Source organism: Ensifer sp. GW821-FHT05G01 (assembly GCF_059419585.1).
Genome location: NZ_JBWKSC010000013.1, coordinates 163,327 through 189,483, shown reverse-complemented (window position 1 = coordinate 189,483; position 26,157 = coordinate 163,327). Strand labels below are relative to the sequence as shown.

The 26,157-nt window shown below is 60.9% G+C and carries 22 protein-coding genes; 17 read left to right on the top strand and 5 right to left on the bottom strand.

Going from position 1 to position 26,157, the window contains the following annotated elements:
- A complete protein-coding gene (locus AC07UR_RS27165) occupies positions 1-756 on the bottom strand; it encodes a GntR family transcriptional regulator (RefSeq protein ID WP_234941755.1) in 756 nt (251 codons plus the stop codon).
- Between the two features lie 160 nt (positions 757-916).
- Here AC07UR_RS27165 and AC07UR_RS27160 point away from each other — a divergent pair, with 160 nt between their 5' ends.
- From AC07UR_RS27160 to AC07UR_RS27130, 7 genes are all read left to right on the top strand, one after another.
- Positions 917-2,302 (top strand): family 4 glycosyl hydrolase, encoded by a 1,386-nt coding sequence (locus AC07UR_RS27160; RefSeq protein WP_209789877.1) that lies wholly within the window; start codon positions 917-919, stop codon positions 2,300-2,302.
- Positions 2,299-3,231: a carbohydrate kinase family protein gene (locus AC07UR_RS27155; protein WP_209789876.1), complete on the top strand. Its 933-nt coding sequence runs from the start codon at positions 2,299-2,301 to the stop codon at positions 3,229-3,231. Before AC07UR_RS27160 ends, AC07UR_RS27155 begins: the two co-directional genes overlap by 4 nt.
- Positions 3,232-3,267: 36 nt before the next feature.
- Positions 3,268-4,410, top strand: a complete 1,143-nt coding sequence (locus tag AC07UR_RS27150; protein WP_209789875.1) for an extracellular solute-binding protein — start codon at positions 3,268-3,270, stop codon at positions 4,408-4,410.
- Positions 4,411-4,427: 17 nt separating this feature from the next.
- Positions 4,428-5,282, top strand: a complete 855-nt coding sequence (locus AC07UR_RS27145) for an ABC transporter permease (RefSeq protein ID WP_234902957.1) — start codon at positions 4,428-4,430, stop codon at positions 5,280-5,282.
- Positions 5,283-5,317: 35 nt separating this feature from the next.
- On the top strand, positions 5,318-6,088 hold the full coding sequence (locus tag AC07UR_RS27140) for an ABC transporter permease (protein WP_412728352.1): 771 nt from the start codon (positions 5,318-5,320) through the stop codon (positions 6,086-6,088).
- Positions 6,089-6,124: 36 nt separating this feature from the next.
- The gene (locus AC07UR_RS27135; protein WP_209789874.1) at positions 6,125-7,180 is read left to right on the top strand and encodes an ABC transporter ATP-binding protein; all 1,056 of its coding nucleotides are present in this window, start codon (positions 6,125-6,127) and stop codon (positions 7,178-7,180) included.
- Between the two features lie 86 nt (positions 7,181-7,266).
- Positions 7,267-8,004, top strand: a complete 738-nt coding sequence (locus AC07UR_RS27130) for a glycerophosphodiester phosphodiesterase (protein ID WP_494700214.1) — start codon at positions 7,267-7,269, stop codon at positions 8,002-8,004.
- Here the strand turns inward: AC07UR_RS27130 and AC07UR_RS27125 are convergent.
- Together AC07UR_RS27125 and AC07UR_RS27120 are read right to left on the bottom strand one after the other, a co-directional pair.
- Complete coding sequence (locus AC07UR_RS27125; protein WP_209789872.1) at positions 7,985-8,782, bottom strand: inositol monophosphatase family protein; 798 nt, start codon at positions 8,780-8,782, stop codon at positions 7,985-7,987. The genes AC07UR_RS27130 and AC07UR_RS27125 overlap by 20 nt on opposite strands.
- A gap of 173 nt (positions 8,783-8,955) precedes the next feature.
- On the bottom strand, positions 8,956-9,846 hold the full coding sequence (locus AC07UR_RS27120) for a LysR substrate-binding domain-containing protein (RefSeq protein WP_209789871.1): 891 nt from the start codon (positions 9,844-9,846) through the stop codon (positions 8,956-8,958).
- A 113-nt stretch (positions 9,847-9,959) separates the two neighbouring features.
- Here AC07UR_RS27120 and AC07UR_RS27115 point away from each other — a divergent pair, with 113 nt between their 5' ends.
- The 7 genes from AC07UR_RS27115 (at position 9,960) to AC07UR_RS27085 (ending at position 20,268) form a co-directional block, all read left to right on the top strand.
- The gene (locus AC07UR_RS27115; protein WP_209789870.1) at positions 9,960-11,618 is read left to right on the top strand and encodes a Na/Pi cotransporter family protein; all 1,659 of its coding nucleotides are present in this window, start codon (positions 9,960-9,962) and stop codon (positions 11,616-11,618) included.
- Positions 11,619-11,719: 101 nt separating this feature from the next.
- On the top strand, positions 11,720-12,922 hold the full coding sequence (locus AC07UR_RS27110; RefSeq protein WP_209789869.1) for a 2-aminoethylphosphonate--pyruvate transaminase: 1,203 nt from the start codon (positions 11,720-11,722) through the stop codon (positions 12,920-12,922).
- Positions 12,923-12,943: 21 nt separating this feature from the next.
- A complete protein-coding gene (gene phnA / locus AC07UR_RS27105; protein ID WP_209789868.1) occupies positions 12,944-14,212 on the top strand; it encodes a phosphonoacetate hydrolase in 1,269 nt (422 codons plus the stop codon).
- 10 nt (positions 14,213-14,222) lie between these two features.
- The gene (phnY, locus tag AC07UR_RS27100) at positions 14,223-15,677 is read left to right on the top strand and encodes a phosphonoacetaldehyde dehydrogenase (protein ID WP_209789867.1); all 1,455 of its coding nucleotides are present in this window, start codon (positions 14,223-14,225) and stop codon (positions 15,675-15,677) included.
- A 303-nt stretch (positions 15,678-15,980) separates the two neighbouring features.
- Positions 15,981-17,003 (top strand): putative 2-aminoethylphosphonate ABC transporter substrate-binding protein, encoded by a 1,023-nt coding sequence (locus AC07UR_RS27095; RefSeq protein WP_173422049.1) that lies wholly within the window; start codon positions 15,981-15,983, stop codon positions 17,001-17,003.
- Positions 17,004-17,086: 83 nt separating this feature from the next.
- A complete protein-coding gene (locus AC07UR_RS27090) occupies positions 17,087-18,250 on the top strand; it encodes a putative 2-aminoethylphosphonate ABC transporter ATP-binding protein (RefSeq protein ID WP_209789866.1) in 1,164 nt (387 codons plus the stop codon).
- Positions 18,251-18,252: 2 nt separating this feature from the next.
- Positions 18,253-20,268, top strand: a complete 2,016-nt coding sequence (locus AC07UR_RS27085) for a putative 2-aminoethylphosphonate ABC transporter permease subunit (protein WP_209789865.1) — start codon at positions 18,253-18,255, stop codon at positions 20,266-20,268.
- A 207-nt stretch (positions 20,269-20,475) separates the two neighbouring features.
- On the opposite strand, the gene AC07UR_RS27080 is transcribed toward AC07UR_RS27085, so the two are convergent.
- A complete protein-coding gene (locus AC07UR_RS27080; RefSeq protein WP_209789864.1) occupies positions 20,476-21,678 on the bottom strand; it encodes an aromatic ring-hydroxylating oxygenase subunit alpha in 1,203 nt (400 codons plus the stop codon).
- 103 nt (positions 21,679-21,781) lie between these two features.
- Between AC07UR_RS27080 and AC07UR_RS27075 the strand changes: the two genes are divergently transcribed.
- Positions 21,782-22,648, top strand: coding sequence for a LysR substrate-binding domain-containing protein (locus AC07UR_RS27075; RefSeq protein WP_209789863.1), 867 nt, complete (start codon positions 21,782-21,784; stop codon positions 22,646-22,648).
- 6 nt (positions 22,649-22,654) lie between these two features.
- Here AC07UR_RS27075 and AC07UR_RS27070 read toward each other — a convergent pair whose 3' ends face one another.
- Positions 22,655-23,545 (bottom strand): LysR substrate-binding domain-containing protein, encoded by an 891-nt coding sequence (locus tag AC07UR_RS27070; protein ID WP_209789862.1) that lies wholly within the window; start codon positions 23,543-23,545, stop codon positions 22,655-22,657.
- A 140-nt stretch (positions 23,546-23,685) separates the two neighbouring features.
- Here AC07UR_RS27070 and pbfA point away from each other — a divergent pair, with 140 nt between their 5' ends.
- Together pbfA and AC07UR_RS27060 are read left to right on the top strand one after the other, a co-directional pair.
- The gene (gene pbfA, locus AC07UR_RS27065; RefSeq protein WP_209789861.1) at positions 23,686-25,047 is read left to right on the top strand and encodes a (R)-1-hydroxy-2-aminoethylphosphonate ammonia-lyase; all 1,362 of its coding nucleotides are present in this window, start codon (positions 23,686-23,688) and stop codon (positions 25,045-25,047) included.
- Positions 25,048-25,081: 34 nt separating this feature from the next.
- Positions 25,082-26,092 carry a 2-hydroxyacid dehydrogenase gene (locus AC07UR_RS27060; RefSeq protein WP_209789860.1) on the top strand — a complete coding sequence of 337 codons (1,011 nt, stop codon included), beginning with the start codon at positions 25,082-25,084 and terminating at the stop codon, positions 26,090-26,092.
- The last annotated feature ends 65 nt before the right edge of the window (positions 26,093-26,157 follow it).

The window sequence follows — 26,157 nt, the reverse complement described above, 5'->3', positions numbered from 1 at the left end:
CTATTCGCCTTGCTGAATGCTCAAGGGGTAGCGCTTGGGATGGTGCACGGAGGTTGATATGTTGATAGGGCGATTTTCGGCTGAGAATGCGATCTGATCCAATGTCAGTACAGCGGTTTTCTGCTCCAGCTTGAGCAAGGTGACTTCGTCTTCGTCGGGATAGCGCGCGCTGATCGTTGTCTGTCCACGCACCGGGCGCAGGCCGTAGCGCTCGCGCAATTCAGCGTAGAGCGAACGGTTTCCAGTCGACCAGTCCAGATCCAGCAGTCCCGGGCAAGCGGCCGGCTGCAGCCAGTCATACTGTATCACTACCGGCACGCCGTCGAGCGTGCGAAGGCGTTTCAACAACACCACGTCAGCGGCTTCTGGCAGGTAGAGCGCGCGCGAAATCTCCGGCGGAGCAGCATAGATCTTGGCTTCCAGCAGGCGGCTGCCTGGCACCATGCCCTTGGCGATCGCGTTGGCAGTAAAGCTCGTCAGCAAATGCAACTCGAACGGTTCGCTTTTCTCGGCGACGTAGAAGCCCTTGCCCGGCTGGCTTTGCAGATGGCCCTCCTGGACGAGTTCAACAAGTGCCTGCCTGATTGTAATCCGGCTGACATCATAGGCCTGTACCAGCTCGCGCTCGGAGGGAAGTTTGGAATGGGCGGGGATGGTGCCGTCTCGCGTCAGATCCAGGATGTTCTGCTTGACCTGCCTGTAGAGAGGCTGCTGGTCATCGCGATCGAGTGGCTTCAGCCGGGCGCGTTCCGCCAACGGATTGCTTCGAACTGTCGGCTTCTTTGCGGGCATCTTTTCCGTACCGTTTGTGACGATTCTAGTGCTGCACGAAATATGGCAGCAAGGCAACGGCCTATCTTGACATGTCTGGATATGACCAGTTACGACTGGCGTTATTAGACAACCGAGGTATCCGATGAAGCTCACTCTGATTGGCGGCGGCGGCGTAAGAGCGCCCCTATTCGTAGCTTCGGCTCTTCGCAGGGCCGAACGCAGCGGGCTTGCCGAAATCTGCCTGCATGACGTCGATCAATCGAAACTCGAAATCTTCGGCGGGCTTGCCCGCGAGATTGCTCTGAGGATGCAGTCGCCCGTCCGCATTTCCGCCACCGTAACTGCCGAGAAAGCCCTTGAGGGCGCGCGCTACGTCGTCACCACTGTTCGACCCGGCGGCGAGGATGGGCGTGTCAAGGACGAGCGGATTGCCTTGTCGCACGGCGTTCTCGGCCAGGAGACCACCGGACCTGGCGGTTTTGCCATGGCGTTGCGCAGCATTCCCGTCATCACTGAATATGCTCAGCTGCTGAAAGAGGTCAGCCCGGATGCCTGGCTCTTCAACTTCACCAACCCCGCGGGTCTGGTGGCACAGGCGCTGAGCGACGCAGGCTTCGATCGTGTCGTCGGCATCTGCGACGGCGCCAATGCTGCCCAGGAAGCGGTGGCACAAAAGCTCGGCGTTGCCGTCAGGGACGTGCAGACCGAAGTCTTCGGCCTCAATCACCTGTCGTTCACCCGGTCAGCAGTCGTCGGAGGGCAGGAGGTCCTGCAAGGACTGCTGGATGACGATGCCTTTCTTGCCGAAACGGCCCAGCGCATTTTCGATCCGGCGATCATCCGGCGGCATCGGCTCTGGCTCAACGAATATCTCTACTACTTCTACTATGCCGAGAAGGCGCTTGGCGACATCCAAGCCGATGCGCGCACCCGTGGTGAAGAAGTGCGCGACCTCAATCGAACCTTGATCGCGGAACTATCCGACATCGGCGTCGAGCGCGATGCGGATGCTGCCCTGGCTGCCTACTTCGCCTACGAACAGCGCCGCGAGGCAACCTACATGCATTACGCACGGCCCGAAGCGCCGAGCATGGAAGATGCCGACAGGGCAATCCGCGCGGTCAGTGCGCATGCCGCTGACGGTGTCGGCGAGGGCTATGCCGGTGTTGCGCTCAACATCATCGATGCGATGGAATCGGGTGCCGAGTGCCATATCGGATTGAACGTGCGCAACGGTGAGGCTATCGACGGCCTTAGGCCCGATGACGTCGTCGAAGTCAGCTGCGTCGTCGGCCGCGACGGCATCAAGGCGAAAAAGATTGGGGCGATGCCGGAGGCACAGGCGCAACTCGTGCACAACATCAAGCGTTATGAACGGCTCGCTGTCAGGGCGATTGCAGAGCGGCGGAAGGATCTGGCCGTCGAGGCTCTGGTCGCGCATCCGCTTGTGTTGTCCTACTCGCGCGCGGAGCCATTGGTCGAGCAATACATCACCGCCCATCAACCTTTTGCCGGAGAATGGCGTTGATCCTTTCAAGACAGGGCAGGGCCGCTCCGTACGATGTGGTGCTGGCTGGAGAGTACTATTACGACCTGATTTTTTCCGGCCTCGGCGACGTGCCAAGGCTCGGCGCCGATGTATGGTCGAAGGACTTCGATGCCGTCCCAGGCGCCAGTTACACGACGGCTCGTGCGTTCTCCTTGCTCGACGTGAAAGCCGGCTGGTGGTGCGAGACCGGAACAGATCTCTTCAGCCAGTTGATGATCGCAGCGGCAACGCGCGACGCGATCGACGTGTCCCTGTTCCAACGGCGCGCACAGGCCCGAATCCGCCTGAGCGTCGCATTCTCCATGGCACAGGACCGGGGATTCATCAGTCACTTCCAAGGGGAAGAGACGCTTCCGTCCAAAGCCGAAATCGAACGGCTCGGGCCGCGGGTCCTCATCGTGCAAGGGCTCACCTGCCGGAACGATTTGGCCGATCTGTTCGCCTTCGCCCGCTCCATGGGTATCTTTTGCTGTCTGGATTGCCAGCATGTCGACGAGGATATCGCTGAAGGCAATCTCGCTGACATTCTGCGCCACACCGATTGCTTCATCTGCAATGAGACGGAGGCAACGCGGCTGACAGGCAGCGCGAGCCATGATGGGGCGCTGCTGGCCATTGCCGGATACTGCCCGACAGTTGTGATCAAGCGCGGCGCACGCGGCGCCGCAGCACTCCATGCCGGCCAGGTCATCGAAATCGGCGCGCCGCAAGTCGAAGTCGTCGATACGACCGGTGCCGGCGACAGTTTCAACGCCGGCTTCATCTACGGCCTGTTGCAGGGCTGGCCGATGGCGAAGGCGCTTCGAGCCGCCGTTGCCTGTGGCTCGGCCTCGGTGACGGCACATGGCGGCAAGGCGCTGCCCCGAGAAAGTGAGCTTCTTCAAAGCATGGCAGAAGCCACCTGGTAAAGAACGACACATCAAACGCAACGTGGGAGCATGCATATGAAACGTCGGGAATTCCTTGCATCCGCAGCGGCAGCTGCTGCGGCAATTGCCATCAGTCCCAGGCTGGCCTTCAGCGCTGACGGAGCGGTCGAAGTGATCGTGGGGAGCGATCAGAACGTGGCGGACTTCTGGTCCAATGTGGTCGTTCCGGCCCTGCAGCAGGAACTCCCGGACCTCGTTGTCAACGTGACAGTGTCTGACGGCAATTCGGGCATGATGGCCCTGGCCGATCGCGCGCTTGCCGCGCTGAAGACGAAGCGCGATCCACAGGTCGATGTGATGGAAGCCTTCAATCCGCGCAACACCGTCGGCGCGATCGATGCCGGTCTTTGGGTCGATTTTTCAAAGGCATCGATGAGCAACTACGCAAAGCTCAACAAGCTGGCGATCGATACCAATTTCGGCCTTCCATACCGTGGCTCGCAGGTGGTTCTGGCCTACGATTCCAACAAGGTGCAGACGCCCCCGAAGACGTGGGCGGAATTGACCGCCTGGATCAAGGCCACGCCCGGCCAGTTCATCTACAATCGCCCCGACAAGGGCGGATCCGGCGGCAATTTCGTACGGCGCGCGATCCACGAGGCCAACGGTCAGGACCCGTCCGCATTCACGGCTGCAAATTTCAGCAAGGAAAAGGCAGACGCGATGTTGCCGCCCGCCTGGGAGATCCTGAAGGATCTCGCCCCTTCGCTCTACCAGGGTGGGTCCTATACGGCAGGCAACACGCCGTCACTTCAGTTGCTCGTCTCGGGCGTCGTGTCGATGGTACCGACCTGGTCCGACCAAGCGCTGTCCGGCCTGAAATCGGGCGAGTTGCCTTCTCACATCAAGCTGGCGCAGTTGCAGGACCTGGCATTCGTCGGCGGGTTTGCCTATTGCACCATCCCGACCAATGCCACGAACATCGAGGCTGCGACCAAACTCGCAAACGTCCTCATTTCTCCGGCTGTCCAGGAACAGATCGTCGATCAGATCGCCGGGTTCCCGTCGATCGAATGGTCCTATCTTTCGGACGAGATCCGCACCGCAAATGCCGACATCATCCCGAAGTCGATCCCGGCCTTCCCGGACGGCGAGTGGGAAGCAGCCGTCAATGACGGCTGGTATCGCAACGTCGCGCCCGCGATCGCGCGTAACTAAGAGATCGGAGCGCTGGTTTGGGAAGCGAAGGCACCTCTACACGAAACCTGAAAGGGCTGCTGCTCATCGGCCCGCCGCTTGCAGTCATGGTCTGCCTGCTGCTTTATCCCGCCGGCGTATCGATCGTGCAAACGCTCCAGGAGACCGCAGCCGATGGCTCCGTCTCCTGGAGCCTTGCTCGATATCATCGGTTCTTCACCGATCCCTACAGTGTCGCCAACTACGTTCGCACCGTGTGGACGACGGTGGTGACGCTGATCCTGCTGATCGCCATTTGCCTGCCGATTGCCATCTATCTGCATTTCACCCGCAGCCGCCTGGCCGCCGTCGTTCAGGCCTTGGCACTTTTTCCCATGTTTGTGCCCGGGATCATCGTCGCCTATGCGCTCATTCGATATATCGGCCCGAACGGCCTGCTTCAGTCACTGCTGGAAGTCGTCGGGTTCAATTCCTACAGTTCGCCGTATCTGACCCCGTGGGGCCCGGTGATCGGTCTGGTTTGGGATCACATGCCCCTGACCTTGCTCATCCTGACTGCGGGCATGGCGAAGGTATCACAGGAAGCCATCGAGGCTGCCCGCGATGTCGGGGCCGGCTATGTCGTCATATTCCATCGCATCATCCTGCCGCTGATGGTCGAGTCGCTTCTGGTCGTTATGGCCTTGAACGTCATCAGCCTCTTCGGCTCGTTCGTCATCCCCTACATGTTGGGACCGGCATCTCCGGAGATGATGGGCCCCTATATGCTGAGGACATTTTCGGAAGTCCGTCAGCCCGATTTTGCCGCAGCGCAGGCCGTGATCACCTTCCTGACCTGCTCTGTCTTTGGCATCCTCTATGTCGTCATGCTGACGAGAAAGCAGGACGTATGAAGATCCGCGCCAGCACGATCGTGGGCAGCATCATCATGCTCGTCCTGATCGCCTATGTGGTGATGCCCATCGCGACGGTGTTTCTCTGGGCTTTCGCCGAGAAGTGGACCTATCCGGCCCTGCTTCCGACCGAGTGGGGCCTGAAATACTGGCACACGACATTGGCGCGCGCCGATGTTCTCTCAGCCTTGCGCCTGTCGCTTGCGCTCTCGGTCACGGTGACATTGCTATCGGCAGTGATCTGTCTGCCGGCGGCCTATGCCTTTGCCCGTATGGAGTTCGTCGGGCGCCGGACCTTCATGATGTCGTTCCTCGCCATCAACGCGTTTCCGCGGTTCGGGCTGATCGTGATGATCGCGACGCTGTTCCTGAGTCTGCGCCTTGTGGGCACGTTCTGGGGTATCGTCCTCGTGCAGTTGCTGAACACGATGCTGATCATGATCTGGCTGCCGTCAGCGGCGTTTCGCGGCGTCGACCGCCGACTGGAGGAGGCCGCCCGCGACGTGGGGGCCGGGCCAGTGCGAACATTCATTCGCATCACCATCCCTCAGGCAGCACCTGCTATCGGGGCCGCAATGCTGCTCACATTCGTTTCGACTTTCTACGAGACGGAAGGCGCATGGCTGGTCGGGGCACCCAAACTGCGCACGATGCCGATGGTGATGTTGCAGATGATCACCGGGCAGATCGTAGTGCAATACGGAGCGGTCCTGTCCGTTCTGCTCTGGGTGCCGTCATTCATCGCATTGTTGTTCGCGCGCCGGGTGCTGGCGTCGAACCAGTTTGCAAAAGGGTTTGGCGCATGACGCCGCACGCACGCGTGTTGTCGGAGTTCTGTTGAAATGGCGAAATTGGAACTGAAGGGTATCGAGAAGCGCTACGGCAACATGGCAGCCGTCAGCGACATCTCGCTCGAAATCGCATCGGGTGAACTGGTCTGCCTGCTCGGGCCGTCGGGATCGGGCAAGTCGACGCTCCTGCGGATCATGGGCGGCTTTGAAAAGCCGACGGCAGGCAGCGTCCTCATCGATGGTGTCGACGTGACCGCGAGTGCACCGGAAAACCGCCCGACGGCGATGGTTTTTCAAAGCCATGCGCTCTGGACGCATATGAATGTTTTCGAGAACATCGCTTTCGGGCTAAAGCTCAGAAAATTGAGCCGGGCGGAAATCGCCCGCAAGGTGGATGCGGCGCTCGATCTGGTCGGTCTCACAGGTTACGGCAAGCGCAGCCCGCTGCGCCTTTCGGGCGGTCAGCAGCAACGCGTTGCCATCGCGCGATGCATCGTTCTGGAGCCGAAAATCCTGCTCATGGACGAGCCGTTCGCCAGCCTTGATCAACATCTCAGGGAGCGTTTGCGCGAGGAAGTGCGCAATATTCAGCGCGAGCTTGGGATCACCACCGTCTTCGTAACCCACGGGCAGGACGAGGCGCTTGCGATAGCGGACCGGGTCGTTGTGATGTCGGTTGGCAAGATCAATCAGGTGGGCGGGCCGGCCGATATCTATGCGCAGCCGCAGGACAAGTTTGTTGCCGGCTTCATCGGCGCGATGAACATGATCGACGGTCACGTTTCGTCGGGCGTAATGGATGCCGCCGGCTTCAAAGTCAGCGTTCCGTTGCCGGATGGGGCGGCGACACTTGCGGTTCGGCCGGAGAAGCTGGCGATCGCTGCCCGGCGCGGAGATGTTTCGGCATCGGCAAAGATTACCCGCATCGTGCATTTCGGAGCGTACCGCACCGTCGAGGCGACAACCGACGGCATCAACCGCGTGAAGATACATGCCGACACCGAAACGGTACTCGAACCGGGTCAGGATATATTCCTCGATCCTGTTCATTTCTCCGTCTTCAAGGACGGGCACGACGTCTTCCGTTCGGTCTCAGTCCTGAGATGAGCTTTCGGCCCGCTCTCAAGTGGCACCGTTTGCGCCAGGTCCGGACCGATTGCGCATTCGGCCGGGCCAGCATGTTGCAGGGTGCCGTGAGCGGCGCATCGATGGAAGTGGATCTGCGTGCCTTGTGTGACGGCGATTTCGTCTGTCTGCACGATGAGACGTTCGATCGCGAAACCAATGCCGCCGGTCCGGTGCGCGACTTCACGTCGTCGGACGTCGGATCAATACTGATGCGCAACGATGATGGTCGGCTGGCAGACGTGCGGCCCATACTTCTTGGTGATCTTGCCGCCGCGATGAGTGGCGAGGCGGTTCATCCGGGCGCATTGATGCAGCTGGACTTCAAGGACGACATAGCAACACTTTCGGCAGATCATCGTCGGCGGTTTCACGATTGTCTCGCGGCCTGCGCTAGCCGCTTCATCCTTTCGGGAGATGATCCGGCAGGGCTTCTCAGCCTCGGGGCTGGCCTCTCGGGGCTCAAGATCGGCTATGACCCTTGCCGTGACGATACGCTGACACAGCTGCAACGAAGCGGAGCGTTCGAGGCTTTCGCGCGCGACGCTGTCCGCATGGTCCCATTCGCCGCCTATGTCTATCTGGAATACCCCATCATACTGGCTGGGCTTGATGCCGGCGTGAACGTCGTTTCGATCTTTCAATCGGCCGGCATGAAGGTCGACGCCTACACCTTGAATTCCGACCACAGCGGGGTCGAGGAGACGTTGGGCCGTCTGGTCCAAGTCGGCGTTGATCAAATCACAACGGACGAGCCGCTCGTTCTTGAGCGCCTGCTAAGCCGGGTCATTCCGCAAAGAGGCTGAGCAGCCAAGGCTGAAGGGCCGGGACGCTCGCGAGAACTGCGCCATTGCCATTCTGCTCGTTTCCCTGGAAGTCCGTGACCACCCCTCCGCACTCTCTTACCAGCAGCGCTGAAGCAAGGTAGTCGAGCGTATCTAGCCCATCTTCGAAACAGGCGTGATGCCGTCCGGCCGCGACATAGGCGACAGAAAGCGCCGCGGAGCCAAGCCGCCTGGTGACGGCCGCCCGATCGATCACCGCACGCAAGGCGGTGTGATAGCGCTCCACCGAAACACCCTGGATCTGTCCAGGGATGGGAAGTCCGACGCCGACCACGGACCGTTCTGGCGCAACGTCGCCACAAGCAGGGAGCCGCTTGCCGTTCAGGTATGCGCCTCGGCCAGCTTCCGCGACAAACATCTCGTCACGGACGGGGTCGAAGACGACGCCTGCCATTACCCGACCGTCTTCCACATGCGAAATGACCTGCGCGAAAAATGGAATATGAAACGCGAAGTTCGACGTCCCGTCGATTGGGTCAATGATGAATGTCCGCCGGCCGGAACCTGCCGTGTCGCTCGTCTTTTCCTCGCCGACAATGCCTGCATCCGGGCATTTCTCTTTGAGCAGGGCGACAATTGTTCGTTCCGTCGCAATGTCTGCTGCCAGCTGATAGTCACGGGGGGCCTTCTCGACCATGCCGATCGTCTCGGTCGCGGCATAGTATTCCAGGGCCGTGGCGCCACCAGCACGCGCCGCATCTATCATTGCTGACGTTACTTCGCTCGGCTGAAATGACATCGCTTACCTTCCCAGAGAGGGTTCTTGCTCAACTGGTCATAACAGGTCATTTCCAGTTGAGCAAGCTGAGGGCTGGCATCGCCGCTGACCTGCGGGCCGTTGAAGCCGATCAAGGGTGTCGGGGTGGTCAACCATAGTCTGGCCGGTGACCAGGTCCTTGCCCATGTCGCGATTCAAGAGACTTTTCCTTCTCCTCCGCTTTGAGTGAGTTTGCGCGCTATTTCGTAGAACGCATGGACAAGCTTGCCGTTGCTGCGTTCGCGCAGACAGATGAGCGCCTCATCCATCAGCATTTCCGGGGCATCGATCCTGATTGGCACGAGACGGTTGTCCTGGCCGAACTCGGCGGACGAGACAAAGCCGATACCGCCGCCGGCGGCGACGATCTCGCGCACCGCTTCTCGCCCCTCGGCCTCGATTAGCGGCGTGAGCGTCACGCCGCATTGTTCGGCCATCGCCTCGAGCTTCTGGCGGGTCTTCGAGCCGCGTTCGCGCATGACGAGCGGGTGATTTGCCAGTTCCGCGAAGGTGATGCTCTCGCCTGCTGCAAGAGGATAGTCGCGGCTTGCGAAGGCGACGATCGGTGTGGAATTGAGCTTGAGAACGTCGAAGTCGCCGACCTGAGGGATTTCACCGAGCACACCGATATCGGCCTCATAGGCGTGCAGACTGGTAATGACCGTCTCGGTGTTGCCGGCGTCAATCGACACCTGAACCGTCGGGTAGGCGCGCCGGAAGGCAGCCAGAATGTGCAGCAGATGGTGCGCGGCGTCGGCGACGATCCGAAGTTTTCCGGCTCTCAATGCGCGTGATTCCGAAAGAAGATCGAGCGCCTGCTGTTCGACGTCGAACATGCGGCGCGTGACTTCCAGAAGCTGTTGGCCGGCATGCGTCAGCGTCACCTGCTTCTTGTTCCGATTGAAGAGCAGAACGTCATACTCTTCCTCCAGCTTGCGCACCTGGTCGGAGACCGCCGGCTGGGTCAGAAACAGGGCCTCGGCTGCCCGCGAGAAGCCGCCGTGGATGGCCACATTGTGGAAGGCACGGAGCTGGACATAGCGCACGGTAACATCCCCCAAAGATAAATTCTGTCGATGGAACCATCAGAACGAACGATTTGATTTATGTAAAGGGGCAAAAGATAGTTTCCGGAGCCAAACCTTTCCGGAGCGCGCCTATGAACCTTTCGGCCGTCGCCCTCGAACTCGCCGCTGCAACAGTCCTGCTGCTTTACGCCGTCAGTCTGGTCAAGAAGGGTGTCGAGGCCGCCTGTGGCGATGTCGTCACCCGCGCCGTCGGAGGTGCCGGCGGCAGGCCACGCGCGGCAGCCTACGGCTGTCTGATCGCAGTTGCCCTCCAGAGTTCGACGGCGGTCGCAATGCTCGCCGCCGGCTTTGCCGTCAGCGGCGCGTTGGCACTGGACGTTGGCCTCGCGGTCCTGCTCGGCGCCGACCTCGGCTCGGCGCTCGTCGTGAAAATCCTGAGTTTCGATCTGCACTGGCTGGCGCCGCTCATGATTACCGGCGGCGGTCTCCTGCATCTCAAGGCGCGGGCTCGAAAGCCAGTCGAGGCCGGGCGTGCGGTTCTCGGCATCGGCCTGTTGCTCCTGTCGCTGCAGATGATCGGTCACGCGACGCTTCCGCTCGGCCAAAGTCCACTGTTGCCGGCAGCGATCGAGATGCTGAGCAAGGACGCGCTGACGGTGATGATCGTCGCTGCGCTTTTCACCTGGGGCCTGCATTCCAGCGTCGCCGCAATCCTGTTGATCCTGACCTTTGCGGCTAAGGGGCTGCTGCCGCTCGACGTCGGCATCCCGCTCGTTCTTGGCGTCAATCTCGGCGGCGGGCTGATCGCTCTGTGGCTGACGCGCGGACTGCCGGTGGAGGGCAGGCGGCTGCCGCTCGGCAATCTCATTTTTCGGGCGCTGTTCAGTGCCACGGTCTTCGCGCTGTTTTCCCTGCAGGTGTCTTTTGCGTGGCTGCCCGGTGCGACGGTCGCTGCCAAGCTCGTCAATCTGCATGTGCTGTTCAATGCAGCGTTGGTACTTCTCGGTCTCGTTTCGTGTGGCCTGATGGCGCGCTTCATTCGTCTGCTCACCCCGAAAGACGTCGCGGAAAAGGACGCCGGCCTCCTGGCGCATGTCAGCGCGCTGGACCAGTCTCTGGTCGAAAAGCCTGCTCAGGCATTGGCCGCCGCCGCACGGGAAGTGCTGCATATGGGAAACCTGATTACACGCATGCTCGAACCGGTCATGGACGTGATCGCTTCGCCAACGCCCGAGACCGTCGATGCGCTGCGGCGCATTGATGGTGACATCCATCGCGCCCATAGCGAGATCAAGCTCTTCATCGCCGCCGTCAACCGCGGCATCCTGACGGACGAGCAGTCCCGGCGCGGCATCGAGCTCACCGAGGCGGCCATTCATCTGGAATATGCCGGCGACGTCGTGTCGAAGAGCCTGCTGCGCATGGCAGAGGAGAGGCTCGAAGGCGCCGGAGCCTTTTCGCCAGCGGGCTGGCACGAACTGATGGCGCTGCACGTGGCCGTGTTTTCGAATGTGAAGCTTGCCGCCAGTCTGCTGGTTTCACCTGAACCGGTAATTGCCCGCGAGATGGTGCGCCAGAAGGAGCATGTCCGCCGGCTGGTGCAGGAAAGCAGCCAGAGCCACCTCGAGCGGCTCAGGCAGGGAATATCCGCCAGCATCCAGTCGAGCGACATGCATCTGGAGATCGTGCGCGCGCTGAAGGAACTCAATTCGCTGGTCACGACCATGGCCTATCCGCGCCTTCGCGAGACCGGGGACTTGCTCGAAAGCCGTCTCGTCCCGGCTGCGTAGTTGCATAAGCAGAATCGATAGATTCATACAAAAGAACGATTTTACATATATATCAACCCGCCGCATTGTCATCCCCGGAGACGCCAACGTGAGGACGGACAATGCCAAACACCGCTTCTGACAGAACCATCGCACCGCTGGAAACGCCGAGACTGGGCGAGCCCTATCTGCTCACCCCCGGCCCGCTGACGACGGCCTACGAAGTCAAGGAGGCGATGCTCCGCGACTGGGGCTCATGGGACGGAGACTTTCGCGCGATGACGGCGGAACTGCGCCGCCAGCTTCTCGACATCGCCGGCGACACCAAGGGTGAGTTCGACTGCGTTCCGATACAGGGCAGCGGTTCGTTCTCGGTAGAAGCAATGCTCGGCAGCTTCGTTCCGCGCGACGGCAAGGTGCTGGTGCTGATCAACGGCGCCTATGGCAATCGTATCGCCCAGACACTTACCTATCTCGGCCGCGACCATGTGACGATCGACAAAGGCGATTACATGCCGCCGCGCGGGCCTGAGGTCGCCGCGGCACTCAATGCGGATCCTGATATCACCCACGTCATCGTCGTGCATTGCGAGACCAGCTCCGGCATCCTCAATCCACTGAAGGAAATCTCCGACGTCGTCTATGCCAGTGGTCGCAAGTTGCTGGTCGACTCGATGAGCGCCTTCGGCGCCGTACCGGCCGGCGTCGCCGATCTGCGCTACGAGGCAATCGTTTCGTCGGCCAACAAATGCATCGAAGGCGTGCCCGGCTTCGGCTTCGTCATAGCCCGCAAAAGCGAGTTGGAGGCCGCCAAGGGCCGCAGCCATTCGCTCAGCCTCGATGTGCACGCGCAGTGGGAGACCATGAACAAGACCGGTCAGTGGCGGTTCACGCCGCCGACCCATGTGGTCGCCGCATTCCTGGAGGCGCTGCGGCTGCACCGGGAGGAGGGTGGTGTTGCTGCCCGCGGCGCCCGATACGCCCGCAACCGCGACGTCATGGTCGCCGGCATGCGCGAGGCGGGTTTCGAAACGCTGCTTGCCGACCGATGGCTGTCGCCGATCATCGTCACCTTCTTCAGCCCGGCCGATCCGGCCTTCGCCTTCGACCGCTTCTACGAGTTGATGAAGCAGAAGGGCTTCATCATCTACCCCGGCAAGCTGACGGTCGTCGACAGTTTCCGCGTCGGCTGCATAGGCCGCATGGACGAGCATGTCATGCGCCGTGTGGTCGAGGCCGCACGCACATCTCTCACCGAAATGGGGGTTGCCAGTGCCGCCCCGCCGGCGGTCGCGCTTGCCGAACGCAGCCGTCTCGCCGCTTGAATGAACGATAGGATTTTCCCGATGAACCAGATGTCCAAGATCAATGTCGCCGTCACCGCCAACCGGCGCAGCTACCCCTGGCCGAACGTCCCGGCCATTGCCATCTGCCTCGACGGCTGCGAACCGGCCTATCTCGACGAAGCCATCAAGGCCGGGCTGATGCCGACGCTTGCCCGCATGCGCCAGACGGGCACCGAGCGCACGGCGCTCAGCGTCATCCCGAGCTTCACCAATCCCAACAACCTGTCGATCGCCACCGGCCGTCCGCCGGCCATTCACGGCATCTGCGGCAATTATCTCTATGAGCCGCAGACCGGCAACGAAGTGATGATGAACGATCCGCGCTTTCTGCGCGCGCCGACCATCTTCAAGGCCTTCTATGATGCCGGAGCCAAGGTCGCCGTGGTTACCGCCAAGGACAAGCTCCGCGCACTTCTCGGTCACGGCCTCAAGTTCGATGAGGGCAGGGCGATCTGCTTCTCGTCCGAGAAGGCCGACAAGTCGACCAAGTCGGAGCACGGCATTGACAATGCCTCGGTCTGGCTCGGCCGTCCGGTGCCGGAAGTCTATTCCGCGGAACTGTCGGAATTCGTCTTCGCCGCCGGCGTGAAACTGCTGAAGGAGTTTTCTCCCGATGTCATGTACCTGACGACGACTGATTACGTGCAGCACAAATATGCGCCCGGCGTTCCCCAGGCGAACGCGTTCTACGAGATGTTCGACAAGTACCTGACCGAACTCGACGCGCTGGGTGCCGCAATCATCGTGACGGCCGATCACGGCATGAAGCCGAAGCACAAGGCCGACGGTTCGCCCGATGTCATCTATGTGCAGGACGTGCTCGACGAATGGCTCGGCAAGGATGCCGCGCGCGTCATCCTGCCGATCACCGACCCTTACGTCGTGCATCACGGCGCACTTGGTTCGTTCGCAACCGCATATCTGCCGGAACGCGCTGACAAGGAAGACATCATCGAGCGGCTTGCGGCGATCGACGGTATCGATGTCGTACTTTCGCGACCAGAGGCCTGCATCCGTTTCGAACTCCCGGATGATCGCATCGGCGATATCGTGCTCATCTCCTCGGAGAACAAGACGCTCGGCACCAGCGAACATCGCCATGACCTTGCCGCGCTGAACGAGCCCTTGCGCTCACACGGAGGCCTCACCGAGCAGCAGGTGCCTTTCATTTCGAACCGCAAGTTGCCTGAGCTTACCTCAGCTGCCTCTCTGCGCAATTTCGACGCCTTCTATTATGCGCTGGTCGCCGCAGCGCAGCCAGCAAAGTGAGGAGCGGCCGATGACCAAGGTGGAAACGACGTTCGCTCTGCGCCACGAGCCCATGCGCATTGCCGGTAAAAAGGTCGATGCCGAGGGGGTGATCGAGGTGCACTATCCCTGGAACGATGCCGTTATCGGTACCGTTCCAGCCGGCAATGCCGAACATGCCCGCAAGGCCTTCGAGATCGCGGCGGCCTATCAGCCGAAGCTGACGCGATACGAACGCCAGCGCATCCTCTTGAAGGCGGCCGAGATGCTGGTTGCCCGCAAGGAGGAAATCTCCGACATCATCACGCTGGAGCTCGGTATCTCGAAGCAAGATTCGCTCTACGAGGTCGGCCGCGCCTTCGATGTGCTGACGCTGTCGGGCCAGATGTGCATTCGCGATGACGGCGAGATTTTCTCGTGCGACCTCACTCCGCATGGCAAGGCGCGCAAGATTTTCACGATGCGCGAGCCGCTGACCGCCATTTCGGCGATCACGCCCTTCAACCATCCGCTGAATATGGTGGCGCACAAGGTGGCACCGGCGATCGCCACCAACAATTGCGTGGTGCTGAAGCCGACGGAACTGACGCCGATGACCGCACTCGTCTTCGCCGACATTCTCTACGAGGCCGGATTGCCGCCGGAAATGCTGTCGGTGGTCACCGGCTGGCCGGCTGATATCGGGATGGAAATGATGACCAACCCGAACTTCGACCTCATCACTTTCACCGGTAGCGTGCCGGTGGGCAAGCTGATCGCGGCCAACGCGCACTACAAGCGCCAGATCCTCGAGCTCGGCGGCAACGATCCCCTGATCATTCTCAACGACCTCTCCGACGATGACCTGGCAAAGGCGGCGGATCTTGCGGTTGCCGGTGCGACGAAGAACTCCGGCCAGCGCTGCACGGCCGTCAAGCGCATTCTCTGCCAGGAAAGCGTCGCCGACCGCTTCGTGCCGCTGGTGCTGGAGCGCGCAAAGAAACTCCGCTTCGGCGACCCGATGGATCGTGCGACGGACCTGGGCACGGTCGTGCATGCCCGTGCTGCCGAAACCTTCGAGCGCCGGGTGCATATGGCGGCCGAGCAGGGTGCGGAGATCCTTTACGATCCCGGTCGCCGTGGTGCCCTTCTGCCGCCGATCGTGGTCGATCGCGTGCCGCATTCGAGCGAACTGGTGATGGAGGAAACCTTCGCGCCGATCATTCCGATCGTGCGGGCGCCTGATGATGACGATGCGCTGATCGCATTTTCCAACTCGACCGCCTTCGGCCTGTCGTCCGGGGTCTGCACCAACGATTTCCGCCGGATGCAGAAGTACATCGCCGGGCTCAAGGTCGGGACGGTCAACATCTGGGAAGTGCCCGGCTACCGCATCGAGATGTCCCCCTTCGGCGGCATCAAGGATTCCGGCAACGGCTACAAGGAGGGCGTGATCGAAGCCATGAAGAGCTTCACCAACGTCAAGACGTTTTCCCTGCCCTGGTAAGCTGGGCCCCGGTGATCCGGGCGTCCCCTGCCTGGCCACCATTTCTGGGAGCTGCCGATCGGCAGCTCCCTTTTTCTTGGCCTGCTGCAGCCGGTGGTAGTTTCATCGTCAATTGCCCCGCGGGTGCTCAATAAAGCGGCAGAAGATCCATAGGTTTTACTTTGCCAACGATAAGAATAATAAATTTTACTAATTGAAATGACCCACGCAGAATGCCTCCTGAAGCGTGCAAGACAAGGGCAGCGACAGATTGCCAGCCATGCTTCCCGGATTTTTTCCAGGCCTCCAGAGGAGATTTTCAGCATGAACCGTCATATGTTTTTTATGCTTGCCGGCGCCATGTCCGTGGCGCTTCCCGCCATAGCATCCGCCCAGACAGAACTCACAGTTTACACCGCCGTCGAGGCTGTCGACCTCGATCGCTACAAGGCGACGTTCGAGAAGTCGCACCCCGATATCAAGATCAACTGGGTCCGGGATTCGACCGGCGTGATGACGGCCAAGTTGCTCGCCGAAAAGGACAACCCGCAGGCGGACGTCGTCTGGGGGCTGGCTGCGACATCGCTGCTGCTCCTGAAGACGGAAGGCATGCTGGAAGCCTATCAACCGAAGGGCGTCGAGGCGCTCGACAAGAAATTCGTCGACAAGGACAACCCGCCGAGCTGGGTCGGCATGGATGCCTATGTCGCGGCCCTGTGCTACAACACGGTCGAGGGCGAGAAGCTCGGCCTGAAGGCTCCCAAGAGCTGGGACGACCTGACAAAGCCCGAGTACAAGGGGCATGTCGTCATGCCGAACCCGGCCTCATCTGGCACGGGCTTCCTCGACGTGTCCGGCTGGATGCAGATGTGGGGCGAGGAGAAGGCTTGGTCCTTCATGGACAAGCTGCATGAGAACATCTCCGCCTACACTCATTCCGGTTCGAAGCCGTGCAAGATGGCAGGTGCCGGCGAGGCCGTGATCGGCGTTTCGTTCGAGTTCCCTGGCGCCAAGGCCAGGAGCGCCGGCGCACCGATCGACATCATCTTCCCGTCGGAAGGATCGGGCTGGGAAGCGGAGGCGACGGCAATCATCGCTGGAACGGCGAACCTCGAAGCCGCAAAAACCCTGGTCGACTGGTCCGTCACCAAGGAAGCCAACGAAATGTACAATGCCGGCTATGCCGTGGTCGCCTATCCCGGCGTCGCCAAACCGGTCGAGCATCTGCCTTCCGACATCGCTTCAAAGATGATCGACAACGACTTCGAATGGGCCGCGAACAATCGCGCCACCATCCTGAAGGAATGGCAGAAGCGTTACGACGCGAAGTCGGAACCGAAGAGCTGACCTCTGATCGACAAAGGGCGGAGTGCTTCGCGCTCCGCCTTTCGCATTCTCGAAAATTGCCTGACGGCCAGCGGAGCTTGCAGATGAGACATGCCCTGTCGATCGAACCGACACCTACGAGCATCCCCCCCACCGCCGCAGACGCGGCGTCCTATCTGGAAATCTCCGATCTCTGGAAGAGCTATGGCGACTTCGTCGCCCTTCGTGACATATCCCTGAGCATAGCAAGGGGTGAATTCATCTGTTTCCTTGGTCCCTCCGGTTGTGGCAAGACGACCCTCCTGCGCGCGATCGCCGGCCTCGACCTTCAGTCCAGTGGCAGGATCCTGCAGGGCGGCCACAACATCTCGACTCTGCCTGCCTCCAACCGGGACTACGGCATTGTCTTCCAGTCCTATGCGCTCTTCCCCAATCTCACCATTGAGCAGAATATCGCCTTCGGTCTTGAAAACGCCGGCCGATCGAGAGCGGAGATTGCTACGCGCGTCGCCGAGCTGCTGGCAACGGTCGGGCTGTCTGAACAGAGCAGGAAATATCCGGCCCAGCTTTCCGGCGGCCAGCAGCAGCGCATCGCGCTTGCACGTGCTATCGCGATATCGCCCGGCCTGCTTCTGTTGGACGAGCCGCTGTCCGCCCTAGACGCCAAGGTTCGGGTACATCTGCGCCATGAAATCAAGTCGCTGCAGCGAAAGCTCGGTGTTACCACCATCATGGTAACGCACGACCAGGAAGAGGCACTGGCGATGGCGGATCGGATCGTGGTGATGAACCACGGCGTCATCGAGCAGGTTGGGTCACCGACCGAAATCTACAGCCACCCGAAAACCCTCTTCGTTGCCGATTTCATCGGCGAAACCAACCAATTCCCTGCAACGGTGTTGAAGGACGGGACGGTCGAGATTGGCCACTCGGCCTTCGATTGCTCAACGAAGGATCTTGTGGTGGGCGCGACTGCGACAGCCGTGGTGCGCCCCGTCGATATCATTCCGCATGGGGCCAACGCCCACGCCGTCAATGCCGTCGACCGGCCTGCGACGCCACAAAACCTTATCGATGCCGAAGTACGCGAGATGGAGTTCCTGGGCATGTTCTGGCGCACGCGCCTGACGGCGCCGCGGCTTGGCGAGCGCACCCTGGTTGCCGACTTCTCCGTCAATGCGGTGCGCAGGCTGCACATAGAGACGGGTGGGGTGATCCAGGTGGAAATCCCGCGCGATCGTCTGCTGCTCTTTCCAAGGAGTGCCTGAGGATGAACATCGCCCTCGAAGCACCATACCTGCCGCTAGCCGGCAAGCGACTGCGGCAGGAAACGTCCCGCGACGACCGCATCAAGTTTGGTCTCATGGCCGTCATCGGGCTCTACCTGATCGTCGCCCTGGGTGCGCCGCTTTTCGTCATGCTGTCGAAGTCGCTGTCGACCTATCGCTTCGATCTCGCCGCTTTCGAGTTCCAGGTCAGCGACGAAACGGGCGCGAAATGGGGCCCGGTCGTGACAGCGGATGCGCTCAACAGGAAGCTTGGCGCCGTGGCGGAAGGTGACCTTGCGAGCAGTACTGATGGCCGGCTCGCAGCCACCAAGTTCTTCCCGGACTTCAGCTTCCGCAGTCCTGTCCAGTACCGAATTCGTGGCACCACGGATGATGCTGCGTTTCTCGCCGGTTCGACGTTGGAGAAGGGCACCGAATGGCGTGAGTATGATTCAGGCACCTTCCGGCGCATTATGCTGCGGCCGGCACGCACTCTCGGCCTCGACAATTTCAAGACCTATTTTTCGACGCCGGCACTTGCCCGCTCGATCTACAACTCGGTCCTGATGGCAACGATCAGTACGGTGGTGACGATCTCCATCGCCTTTGCTCTCGCCTACGGGTTGACGCGCAGTTGCATGCCGCTCAAAGGTCTGTTCCGCGGCATCCTCGCCATACCGATCCTCGTGCCGTCGCTCTTGCCCGGAATCGCGCTCGTTTACCTCTTCGGCAATCAGGGCATCTTCAAGGATTGGCTTCTCGGCTACTCGATCTACGGCCCGATCGGCATCGTCATTGGCTCGGTGTTTTTTACCCTGCCGCACGCCTTCCTGATTATCCTGACCGCGCTCTCCATCGCAGATGCCCGCCACTACGAAGCCGCTGCATCGCTCAAGGCCAGCAAGTGGCGCACGTTCACGACCGTCACCTTACCAGGCGCACGCTTTGGCATCGTCTCTGCCGCATTTGTCGTCTTCACGCTTGTCATCACCGACTTCGGGTTGCCCAAGGTAATCGGCGGTCAATACGGCATGCTTGCCGTCGATATCTACAAGCAGGTGATCGGCCAGCAGAATTTCGAGATGGGTGCGGTCGTTTCGGTCATTCTGCTGGTGCCCGCCATCCTCGCCTTCGCCGTGGACCGCCATATGCAGAAGCGCCAGGTGGCGCTGCTTTCGGCGCGGGCGGTGCCCTATGTGCCCAAGCCCAATGTCCGCATGGACGGCATCTGTCTTGCCTTCGCATGCCTCGTCAGTTTCTTCATCCTCGGCATGATCGCCATGTGCCAGATCGCAGCGGTCGTGAAGTTCTGGCCCTACGACCTGACGCTGACCGCGAAGAATTTCGCCTTCGATCTGATGGACGGCGGCGGCTGGACGGCCTATGCCAACTCGATCAAGCTTGCGTTGCTGACGGCGTTGTTTGGTTCGGTGATCGTCTTCGCCGGCGCCTATATGGTGGAGAAGGCGGACGCTTTCCGCTTCGGCCGGAACGTCTTCCATTTCCTGGCGATGATGCCGATGGCCGTGCCGGGCATGGTGCTCGGACTTGCCTACATCTTCTTTTTCAACAATCCGGCCAATCCGCTGAATGCCATCTACGGGACGATGACAATCCTCGTCGTCTCGACGGTCACACATTTCTACACGGTTGCACACCTGACGGCGCTAACGGCGCTGAAGCAGATGGATCCGGAATTCGAATCCGTCGCGGCCTCCTTGAAGCAGCCCTTCCATCGGCTGTTCTTCCGGGTAACTTTACCTGTCTGTATGCCGGCGATCCTCAACATCGCGATCTATCTCTTCGTCAACGCCATGACGACGGTCTCTGCGGTGGTCTTCCTCTACGCTGCCGATACCAAGCTTGCCTCGGTCGCCGTGCTCAACATGGATGATGCGGGCGACATCGCGCCGGCGGCAGCCATGGGCATGATGATCTTCTACACCAACGTCGCCGCCAAGCTCATCCACGCGCTGTTCGCCCGTGGTCTCTTGGCCCGAACGCAGGCCTGGCGATAGGCTGAGCTGCCGCTGGCGGAGCATTCCACTTCGCCCGCGCGCCGCCGCTTCTGGTAAGTCGAACGTGGGGAATTGAGGCCGATAACGTCGGTCACACGAACGGTTTTGATGTCGTTTGCGGAAACCGAACGAGGATGCCGACCGAAAAACTTCAATGACGAGTTCGTTGCGATCGGCGGCATCGTCCCACATCGAAATCGCGGGTCGTCATGTTGCGGTCATCTGGTTGACGTACCAGCGAACGTAGCGATCGACATTCGCCTCCTTGGTCGGCGAATAGGGGCCGGGCTCGAAACCGGGGGAGGTGACGCCGATCCATTGGCGGCGGCAGATTTCCCAGTCTTCCGACATCACCTGGTGATGAAAGGCGGCAATTGCTTCCGGATCGTAGTCGCGTCCTTCGACGGCATTTTCGTCCACGAGCCAGTAACCCCGCACGATGGTCTTCGTCGGCGATACCGGCGTTATGCGCACGGTATGGGCATAGTCGGAATTGGCGTGGCACCAGAAATTGATGTTGGTGTTGGCGCGCGCGGTGCCCATGTCGGCATCGGTAAAACCTGCCATCAGCACCCTGCAAACCACCTGCCCATCAGGGCTCTCGGTGACCATGCCCTTTCGCACAGGCGTGCGATTGGCGCGGAACCATTCCGCTGTGTTGTTGGACGAGGTGTTGACGCGCGCAACGTCGAGACCGGCTTTCTCCCAGCGAAGTCGACACTCGCCCAACCGCTCGGCAATTTCGTCCTGGAGATCGGGATTGTCGTTCTCCGTGTCGTACTGCACGGAGACATACCCGTGGTGATTGGCCTCGCAGTGATAGCACTCGCGATTGTTCTCGACGACGATTTTCCAATTCACATCGAGTTCATAATCGCGGATCAAAGCGACCTTGGCCCGTGCCATGCCCTGTGATTTCAAGATTGGCGACAGATGGTCGCGCAGTTCGTGGAAAGGGGAGGGTGTGTCGGCGAGGTTGACGAAGACAAGCCCATCGACCTCCTCCACACATACCTTCTTCAGCCCATGTATCGTCTTGTCGAAATCCTCACCCATGATCGGCGCCCCGATGAGCCGTCCATCATGCGCGTAGGTCCACGAGTGATAGGGACAAACCAGTCGGGCCGACCGACCCTTCTCCCCGGTACAGATGATGGAGCCACGATGGCGACAGACGTTGTGGTGTGCGTGCAGTCTGCCATCGCGATCACGGACCACGACGACCGGCACCCCACCGGCAGTGAACGTCATGTAGTCGCCCGAATGGGTAAGCTCCACGGAATGGCCTGCGAAGAACCAGCTGTTGCGGAATATAAGCCGTTGCTCTTCGGCGAAGACCTCGGGATCCGTATAGAATGCGCCGGGCAGGCCGGAGCCGGGACGATATGCTTGCAGCCAATGGACGTTCATAAGAATGCCTCCAGTATACTGAACCGAGGGCATTGGAGCTGTTCTTGCCAGGCAGGGCAAACGCGATTACCTTGGGGAAAGGATTAGAAAAATTAAGGGTGACATGGCGTCCGCACACTTGCCGCTGAATTGGCTTCGAGCCTTCGAGGCCGCCGCGCGGCTCGGCAGTTTCGCCGGAGCCGGTGCTGAACTGAACGTCACACCGTCTGCGGTGTCGCAGCACGTTCGAGCGCTGGAAGGAAGGCTCGGCAAGGCCTTGTTCGCCCGCCATGCCAATGGGGTCAGGCTGACGGATCGCGGCCGGCGTTATGCCGAGGAGCTTGGCCGGGCTTTCGCTGCGATCGACGAAGCCAGCCGCCGGATTGCCGGGCATGGCGCGCGCGAAATGCTCGTCGTGCACGTGCCCACGTCGTTTGCCAGTCAATGGATTGCACCGCGGCTCGACCTTTTTCGCGCCAGCCACCCTGACATCGACCTCAGGCTGACGGCACTCGACCAGGGCGAAGACAAGGTCGACGCCACGATCGCCTTCGGACTGGGCAACTGGCCGAAGCATGATGCCATGCTCCTGCTGCGTGACGAGGCATTTCCGGTCTGCGGACCCAAATATGCCGAGGCGCTCACTGACCCCCAGGACCTGGATGGCCATGATCTGCTGCATGTGCCCGGATATGCTGAAGATTGGGACACTTGGTTCACGCATGCGGGCGTAAACGGCGTCGATACCTCGTCAGGGTCGTTCTTCGATCAATCGATCATGGCAATACGTGCAGCCGTGGAGGGAAAGGGCGTCCTGCTCGGCCGTGCAGCACTTGTTGAGCGTGAGCTTTCGAGTGGCTTGCTGGTGGAGCCTTTCGGTGTCCGGCTTCAAGCCGCCGGGTCATACTGGTTCCTGACGTCAGGGCCCAAGGCAAGACTGCCGAAGGTTATGGCGTTTCGGGATTGGCTGTCCGAAATGACTTCGAGCTAGCGGGCCTCAAGAAAATTGACCGCCACTTGCCTCGCGCGTCAAAGACCGAGCGGTTGCGAAGAACGCGTGGATTGACTTGCTGTTGCGGCGATCCTTCAGGCAGATCAGCTTTTCATGCATCGAAAGGGGTTGATGTTCGAGCGCGATTTTTACCAGCCGCGGATCGTCGTCGAATTCAGCCTCCGAAACGATCCCAAGACCCGAGCCGGCGGCAACGATCCGCCGGACGGCTTCGCGGCCTTCGGCCTCAATTGCAAAGCGCAGGGGCACGCCTTGTGCCTCAGCGAGCTTCTCGAACATCTGCCTGGTGCGTGAACCCTGCTCACGCATGACCAGAGGCCATGCGCTCAACGCTTCGAGGGGGACACTCTCCCGTGTCGCAAGCGGATGAGAGCGCGCGGCGAAGAGAACGACGGGAGAAACATTGAGCGGAAAAACGTCAAACGGGCGCTCGTCGAGCAGTTCGCCGAGGACGCCGATATCCACGTCATAGGCAAGCAGTGCCTCCACGATGCTGTGAGAATTGCCGCCCACGATCTTGATCTGGATACCGGGAAACCGCTCCCGGAAAACGGTAAGGACGTCGAGCACATGATCGACCGAATCGGCGGCAATCCTGAGTACGCCCGCCCGCAACGATCGTTCCTCCTGCAGGACGTCGAGCGCCTCGCCTTCGGCATCAAAGAGGCGGCGGGTCGTCACAAGGAGCCGGGCGCCCGCGGGAGTCAACTCGATTTGCCGGCGTTTTCGCACAAACAGGGCAACGTCATATTCCTCTTCCAGCCAGCGCACCTGGTCAGAGATGGCAGGTTGCGTGAGGTGCAAGGCGCGCGCCGCCATGGAAAAGCTGCCGGTGAGAGCCACGTGATGGAAAGCCCGAAGCTGGACATAGCGCATGATAGGACAAGACCGTTGGCGTGAGAATTCGTTGTATCGATTGAATCTTAATTCGGTTAGATAATATCGATTTTGTTCCGCTTCCGATAGATGCGATAGGTTACGCGTCCCAGCACGATGTTACGTCGATCGGAGAGAAGATGAGCGCCACAGCATCCGCATTGGTTCACACGGAGGGCGAAGCCAACACCTCGGTAGCAAGGGGGATCTGGAACGCTCGGGTAAGCGATGAGAGGACGACATCCCTGGTGACACGGGACGCAGACGCGTTTCTCCACCAGAGCCTTTCCAGCCCCTGCCTGACGGCTATCGCCAAAGCGGAGGGCATCTGGATCGAGGATACCGCCGGCCGCCGCTACATGGACTTCCACGGCAACAGCGTCCACCATATCGGTTACGGGCATCCCCGCCTGAAACAGGCGATCAAGGCCCAGATCGACGACTTGTGTTTCGCACCGCGACGTTTCACCTGCGAACCCGCCGTCGAGCTTGCAGAAACACTTGGTCGGCTGGCGCCTGGCGATCTCGGCAAAGTGCTGTTTACCACGGGCGGATCAGATGCGATCGAGGTCGCGCTGCGACTTGCGCGCGCTGCCACGGGCCGCTTCAAAACACTGTCCTTCTGGGACGCCTTCCACGGTGCCGGTTTCGGCGCATCGAGCGTCGGCGGCGAGGCCACCTTTCGCTCTGGAATCGCCGGACCGCTGTTGCCGGGCGCCGAACACGTCGCGCCCTGGGCCAACCGTCATTGCGCCTATGGCCAGGACACGCTAGAAGCTTCTGCCCGCGCCTGCGCCAGCATGGTCTCCTATGTGCTGGCCCGCGAAGGCGATTTTGCCGCGCTGGTTGCCGAGCCCATGCGGGCAACGCCCAATCCGCCGGCGCCTGGCTTCTGGAAACAGGTACGCGAGGCTTGTGATCGGCACGGAACCTTGCTGATTTTCGATGAAATTCCCACGGGCCTCGGCAAGACAGGGCGCTTTTTCGCCTGTGAACACGACGACGTCGTCCCCGATATACTCGTACTCGGCAAGGCACTCGGCGGCGGCATCCTGCCGATCGCCGGTGTGGTTGCCCGGCGCGATCTCGACGTGGCGGGTGACTATGCGATCGGCCATTACACGCATGAAAAGAACCCGGTGACGACACGCGCAGCGCTGACCACCATTTCGATCATCATCGAGGAGGGACTTGCGGAGAGGGCGGTCGAACTTGGGGCGTATGCGATGGAGCGGCTCAGCGCATTCGGCGAACGCTGCGAGGCTATTGGCGATGTCCGCGGCCGCGGCCTGCTCTTCGGTGTTGAGATCGTTCGCGACCGCGCAGACTTTGCGCCCGACAATGCGCTTGCGGAACGCGCCTATTATCGCTGCCTGGAGGCGGGGCTGAGCCTGAAGATCAGCGGGGGCAATGTCATGACGCTCTCGCCACCGCTGGTGATCACGCGCCAGGAGCTCGACCGGGCTCTGACTATTGTAGAGCAGTCGATCCTGGCGGGCTGACGGCACCGGCAGCAGACAAATCAGGAGCATTGCCATGAAAGCCATTCGAACGGACCAGGAACTCGAATGTCGGGAAATCGACGCTGGACTGCGCGCGCGTGGTGTTGAGCTCGTCACCTTGCCCGATGGCGTTTCGCAGGACACGCTGATGCGCGAGGCGGCGGATGCCGATCTGCTGCTGACGTGCTACACGCCGATCACTGCCGGCATTATCGCGCAGTCAAAGCGCCTGAGGGGTATTGTCAAATATGGCGTCGGTATCGACGCAATTGATATATCGGCCGCCATGGCGCGAGGCATACCTGTCGTCAACGTGCCGGACTACGCTGAGGAGACCGTTGCTGAAGCGGCCTTTGCATTCATGATCGCTCTTGCCCGGCGCCTGCCGGAGGTCGGCCGAGCCATGGAGCGCGACGGCTGGATCTGGCCGGAACGGCGTTGGCTGGGACGCGACATCGCGGGCGCGACAGTCGGGTTGGTTGGAACCGGAAGGATCGGCCGCAGCATGGCGCGCATGGCGGGAGCCGGTTTCCGGGCGCGTGTTCTCGGCTACGACCCGCATGTTGACGCGTCGGTGATGGCAGGATGCGGAATCGAGAAGGTCGACGATCTTCACGCGATGCTGCGACAAAGCGATTTCGTTTCGCTGCACACCGTTTTGAACGCATCGACGCGCCATCTTATCGGCAGGGCGGAGCTTGCCTGCATGAAATCGACGGCGGTTCTGGTCAACGTTTCGCGTGGGGCACTCATCGACGAGGCGGCGCTGGTCGAAGCGGTGCTCGCAGGTCGTCTCCAAGGCGTCGCGCTGGACGTCTACGGTCAGGAACCTCTGGCGAAGGAAGGGCATCCCCTCAGCGCACTCTTCGGACGCCCCGACATTATCCTCTTTCCGCACCTGGCCTTCTTCACCAGCGAGGCGATGCGGCGGCTTTCGGAGGAGACGCTGGCCCGTTGCTTCGAGCTCCTGGATAGCCGGCCTGTGACAATCCGGTCGCACGACCCACGCCTGCGTGCACAGGAGCGCAACGTCCTGTTCGTTTGAGGCAATTTTCCAGCTATTCGGCAGGACATTGCAATCGCTGTAACGGTGAGGCGCATGGTGCATAG

Bases quoted from the DNA above. Each gene is read 5' to 3' on its own strand.
- AC07UR_RS27085 (WP_209789865.1), top strand. From the start codon at position 18,253: ATGAACATCGCCCTCGAAGCACCATACCTGCCGCTAGCCGGCAAGCGA.
- AC07UR_RS27090 (WP_209789866.1), top strand. From the start codon at position 17,087: ATGAGACATGCCCTGTCGATCGAACCGACACCTACGAGCATCCCCCCC.
- AC07UR_RS27070 (WP_209789862.1), bottom strand. From the start codon at position 23,545: ATGCGCTATGTCCAGCTTCGGGCTTTCCATCACGTGGCTCTCACCGGC.
- AC07UR_RS27160 (WP_209789877.1), top strand. From the start codon at position 917: ATGAAGCTCACTCTGATTGGCGGCGGCGGCGTAAGAGCGCCCCTATTC.
- AC07UR_RS27110 (WP_209789869.1), top strand. From the start codon at position 11,720: ATGCCAAACACCGCTTCTGACAGAACCATCGCACCGCTGGAAACGCCG.
- AC07UR_RS27150 (WP_209789875.1), top strand. From the start codon at position 3,268: ATGAAACGTCGGGAATTCCTTGCATCCGCAGCGGCAGCTGCTGCGGCA.
- AC07UR_RS27080 (WP_209789864.1), bottom strand. From the start codon at position 21,678: ATGAACGTCCATTGGCTGCAAGCATATCGTCCCGGCTCCGGCCTGCCC.
- pbfA (WP_209789861.1), top strand. From the start codon at position 23,686: ATGAGCGCCACAGCATCCGCATTGGTTCACACGGAGGGCGAAGCCAAC.
- AC07UR_RS27125 (WP_209789872.1), bottom strand. From the start codon at position 8,782: ATGTCATTTCAGCCGAGCGAAGTAACGTCAGCAATGATAGATGCGGCG.
- AC07UR_RS27060 (WP_209789860.1), top strand. From the start codon at position 25,082: ATGAAAGCCATTCGAACGGACCAGGAACTCGAATGTCGGGAAATCGAC.
- phnY (WP_209789867.1), top strand. From the start codon at position 14,223: ATGACCAAGGTGGAAACGACGTTCGCTCTGCGCCACGAGCCCATGCGC.
- AC07UR_RS27135 (WP_209789874.1), top strand. From the start codon at position 6,125: ATGGCGAAATTGGAACTGAAGGGTATCGAGAAGCGCTACGGCAACATG.
- AC07UR_RS27075 (WP_209789863.1), top strand. From the start codon at position 21,782: ATGGCGTCCGCACACTTGCCGCTGAATTGGCTTCGAGCCTTCGAGGCC.
- phnA (WP_209789868.1), top strand. From the start codon at position 12,944: ATGAACCAGATGTCCAAGATCAATGTCGCCGTCACCGCCAACCGGCGC.
- AC07UR_RS27140 (WP_412728352.1), top strand. From the start codon at position 5,318: ATGCTCGTCCTGATCGCCTATGTGGTGATGCCCATCGCGACGGTGTTT.
- AC07UR_RS27115 (WP_209789870.1), top strand. From the start codon at position 9,960: ATGAACCTTTCGGCCGTCGCCCTCGAACTCGCCGCTGCAACAGTCCTG.
- AC07UR_RS27095 (WP_173422049.1), top strand. From the start codon at position 15,981: ATGAACCGTCATATGTTTTTTATGCTTGCCGGCGCCATGTCCGTGGCG.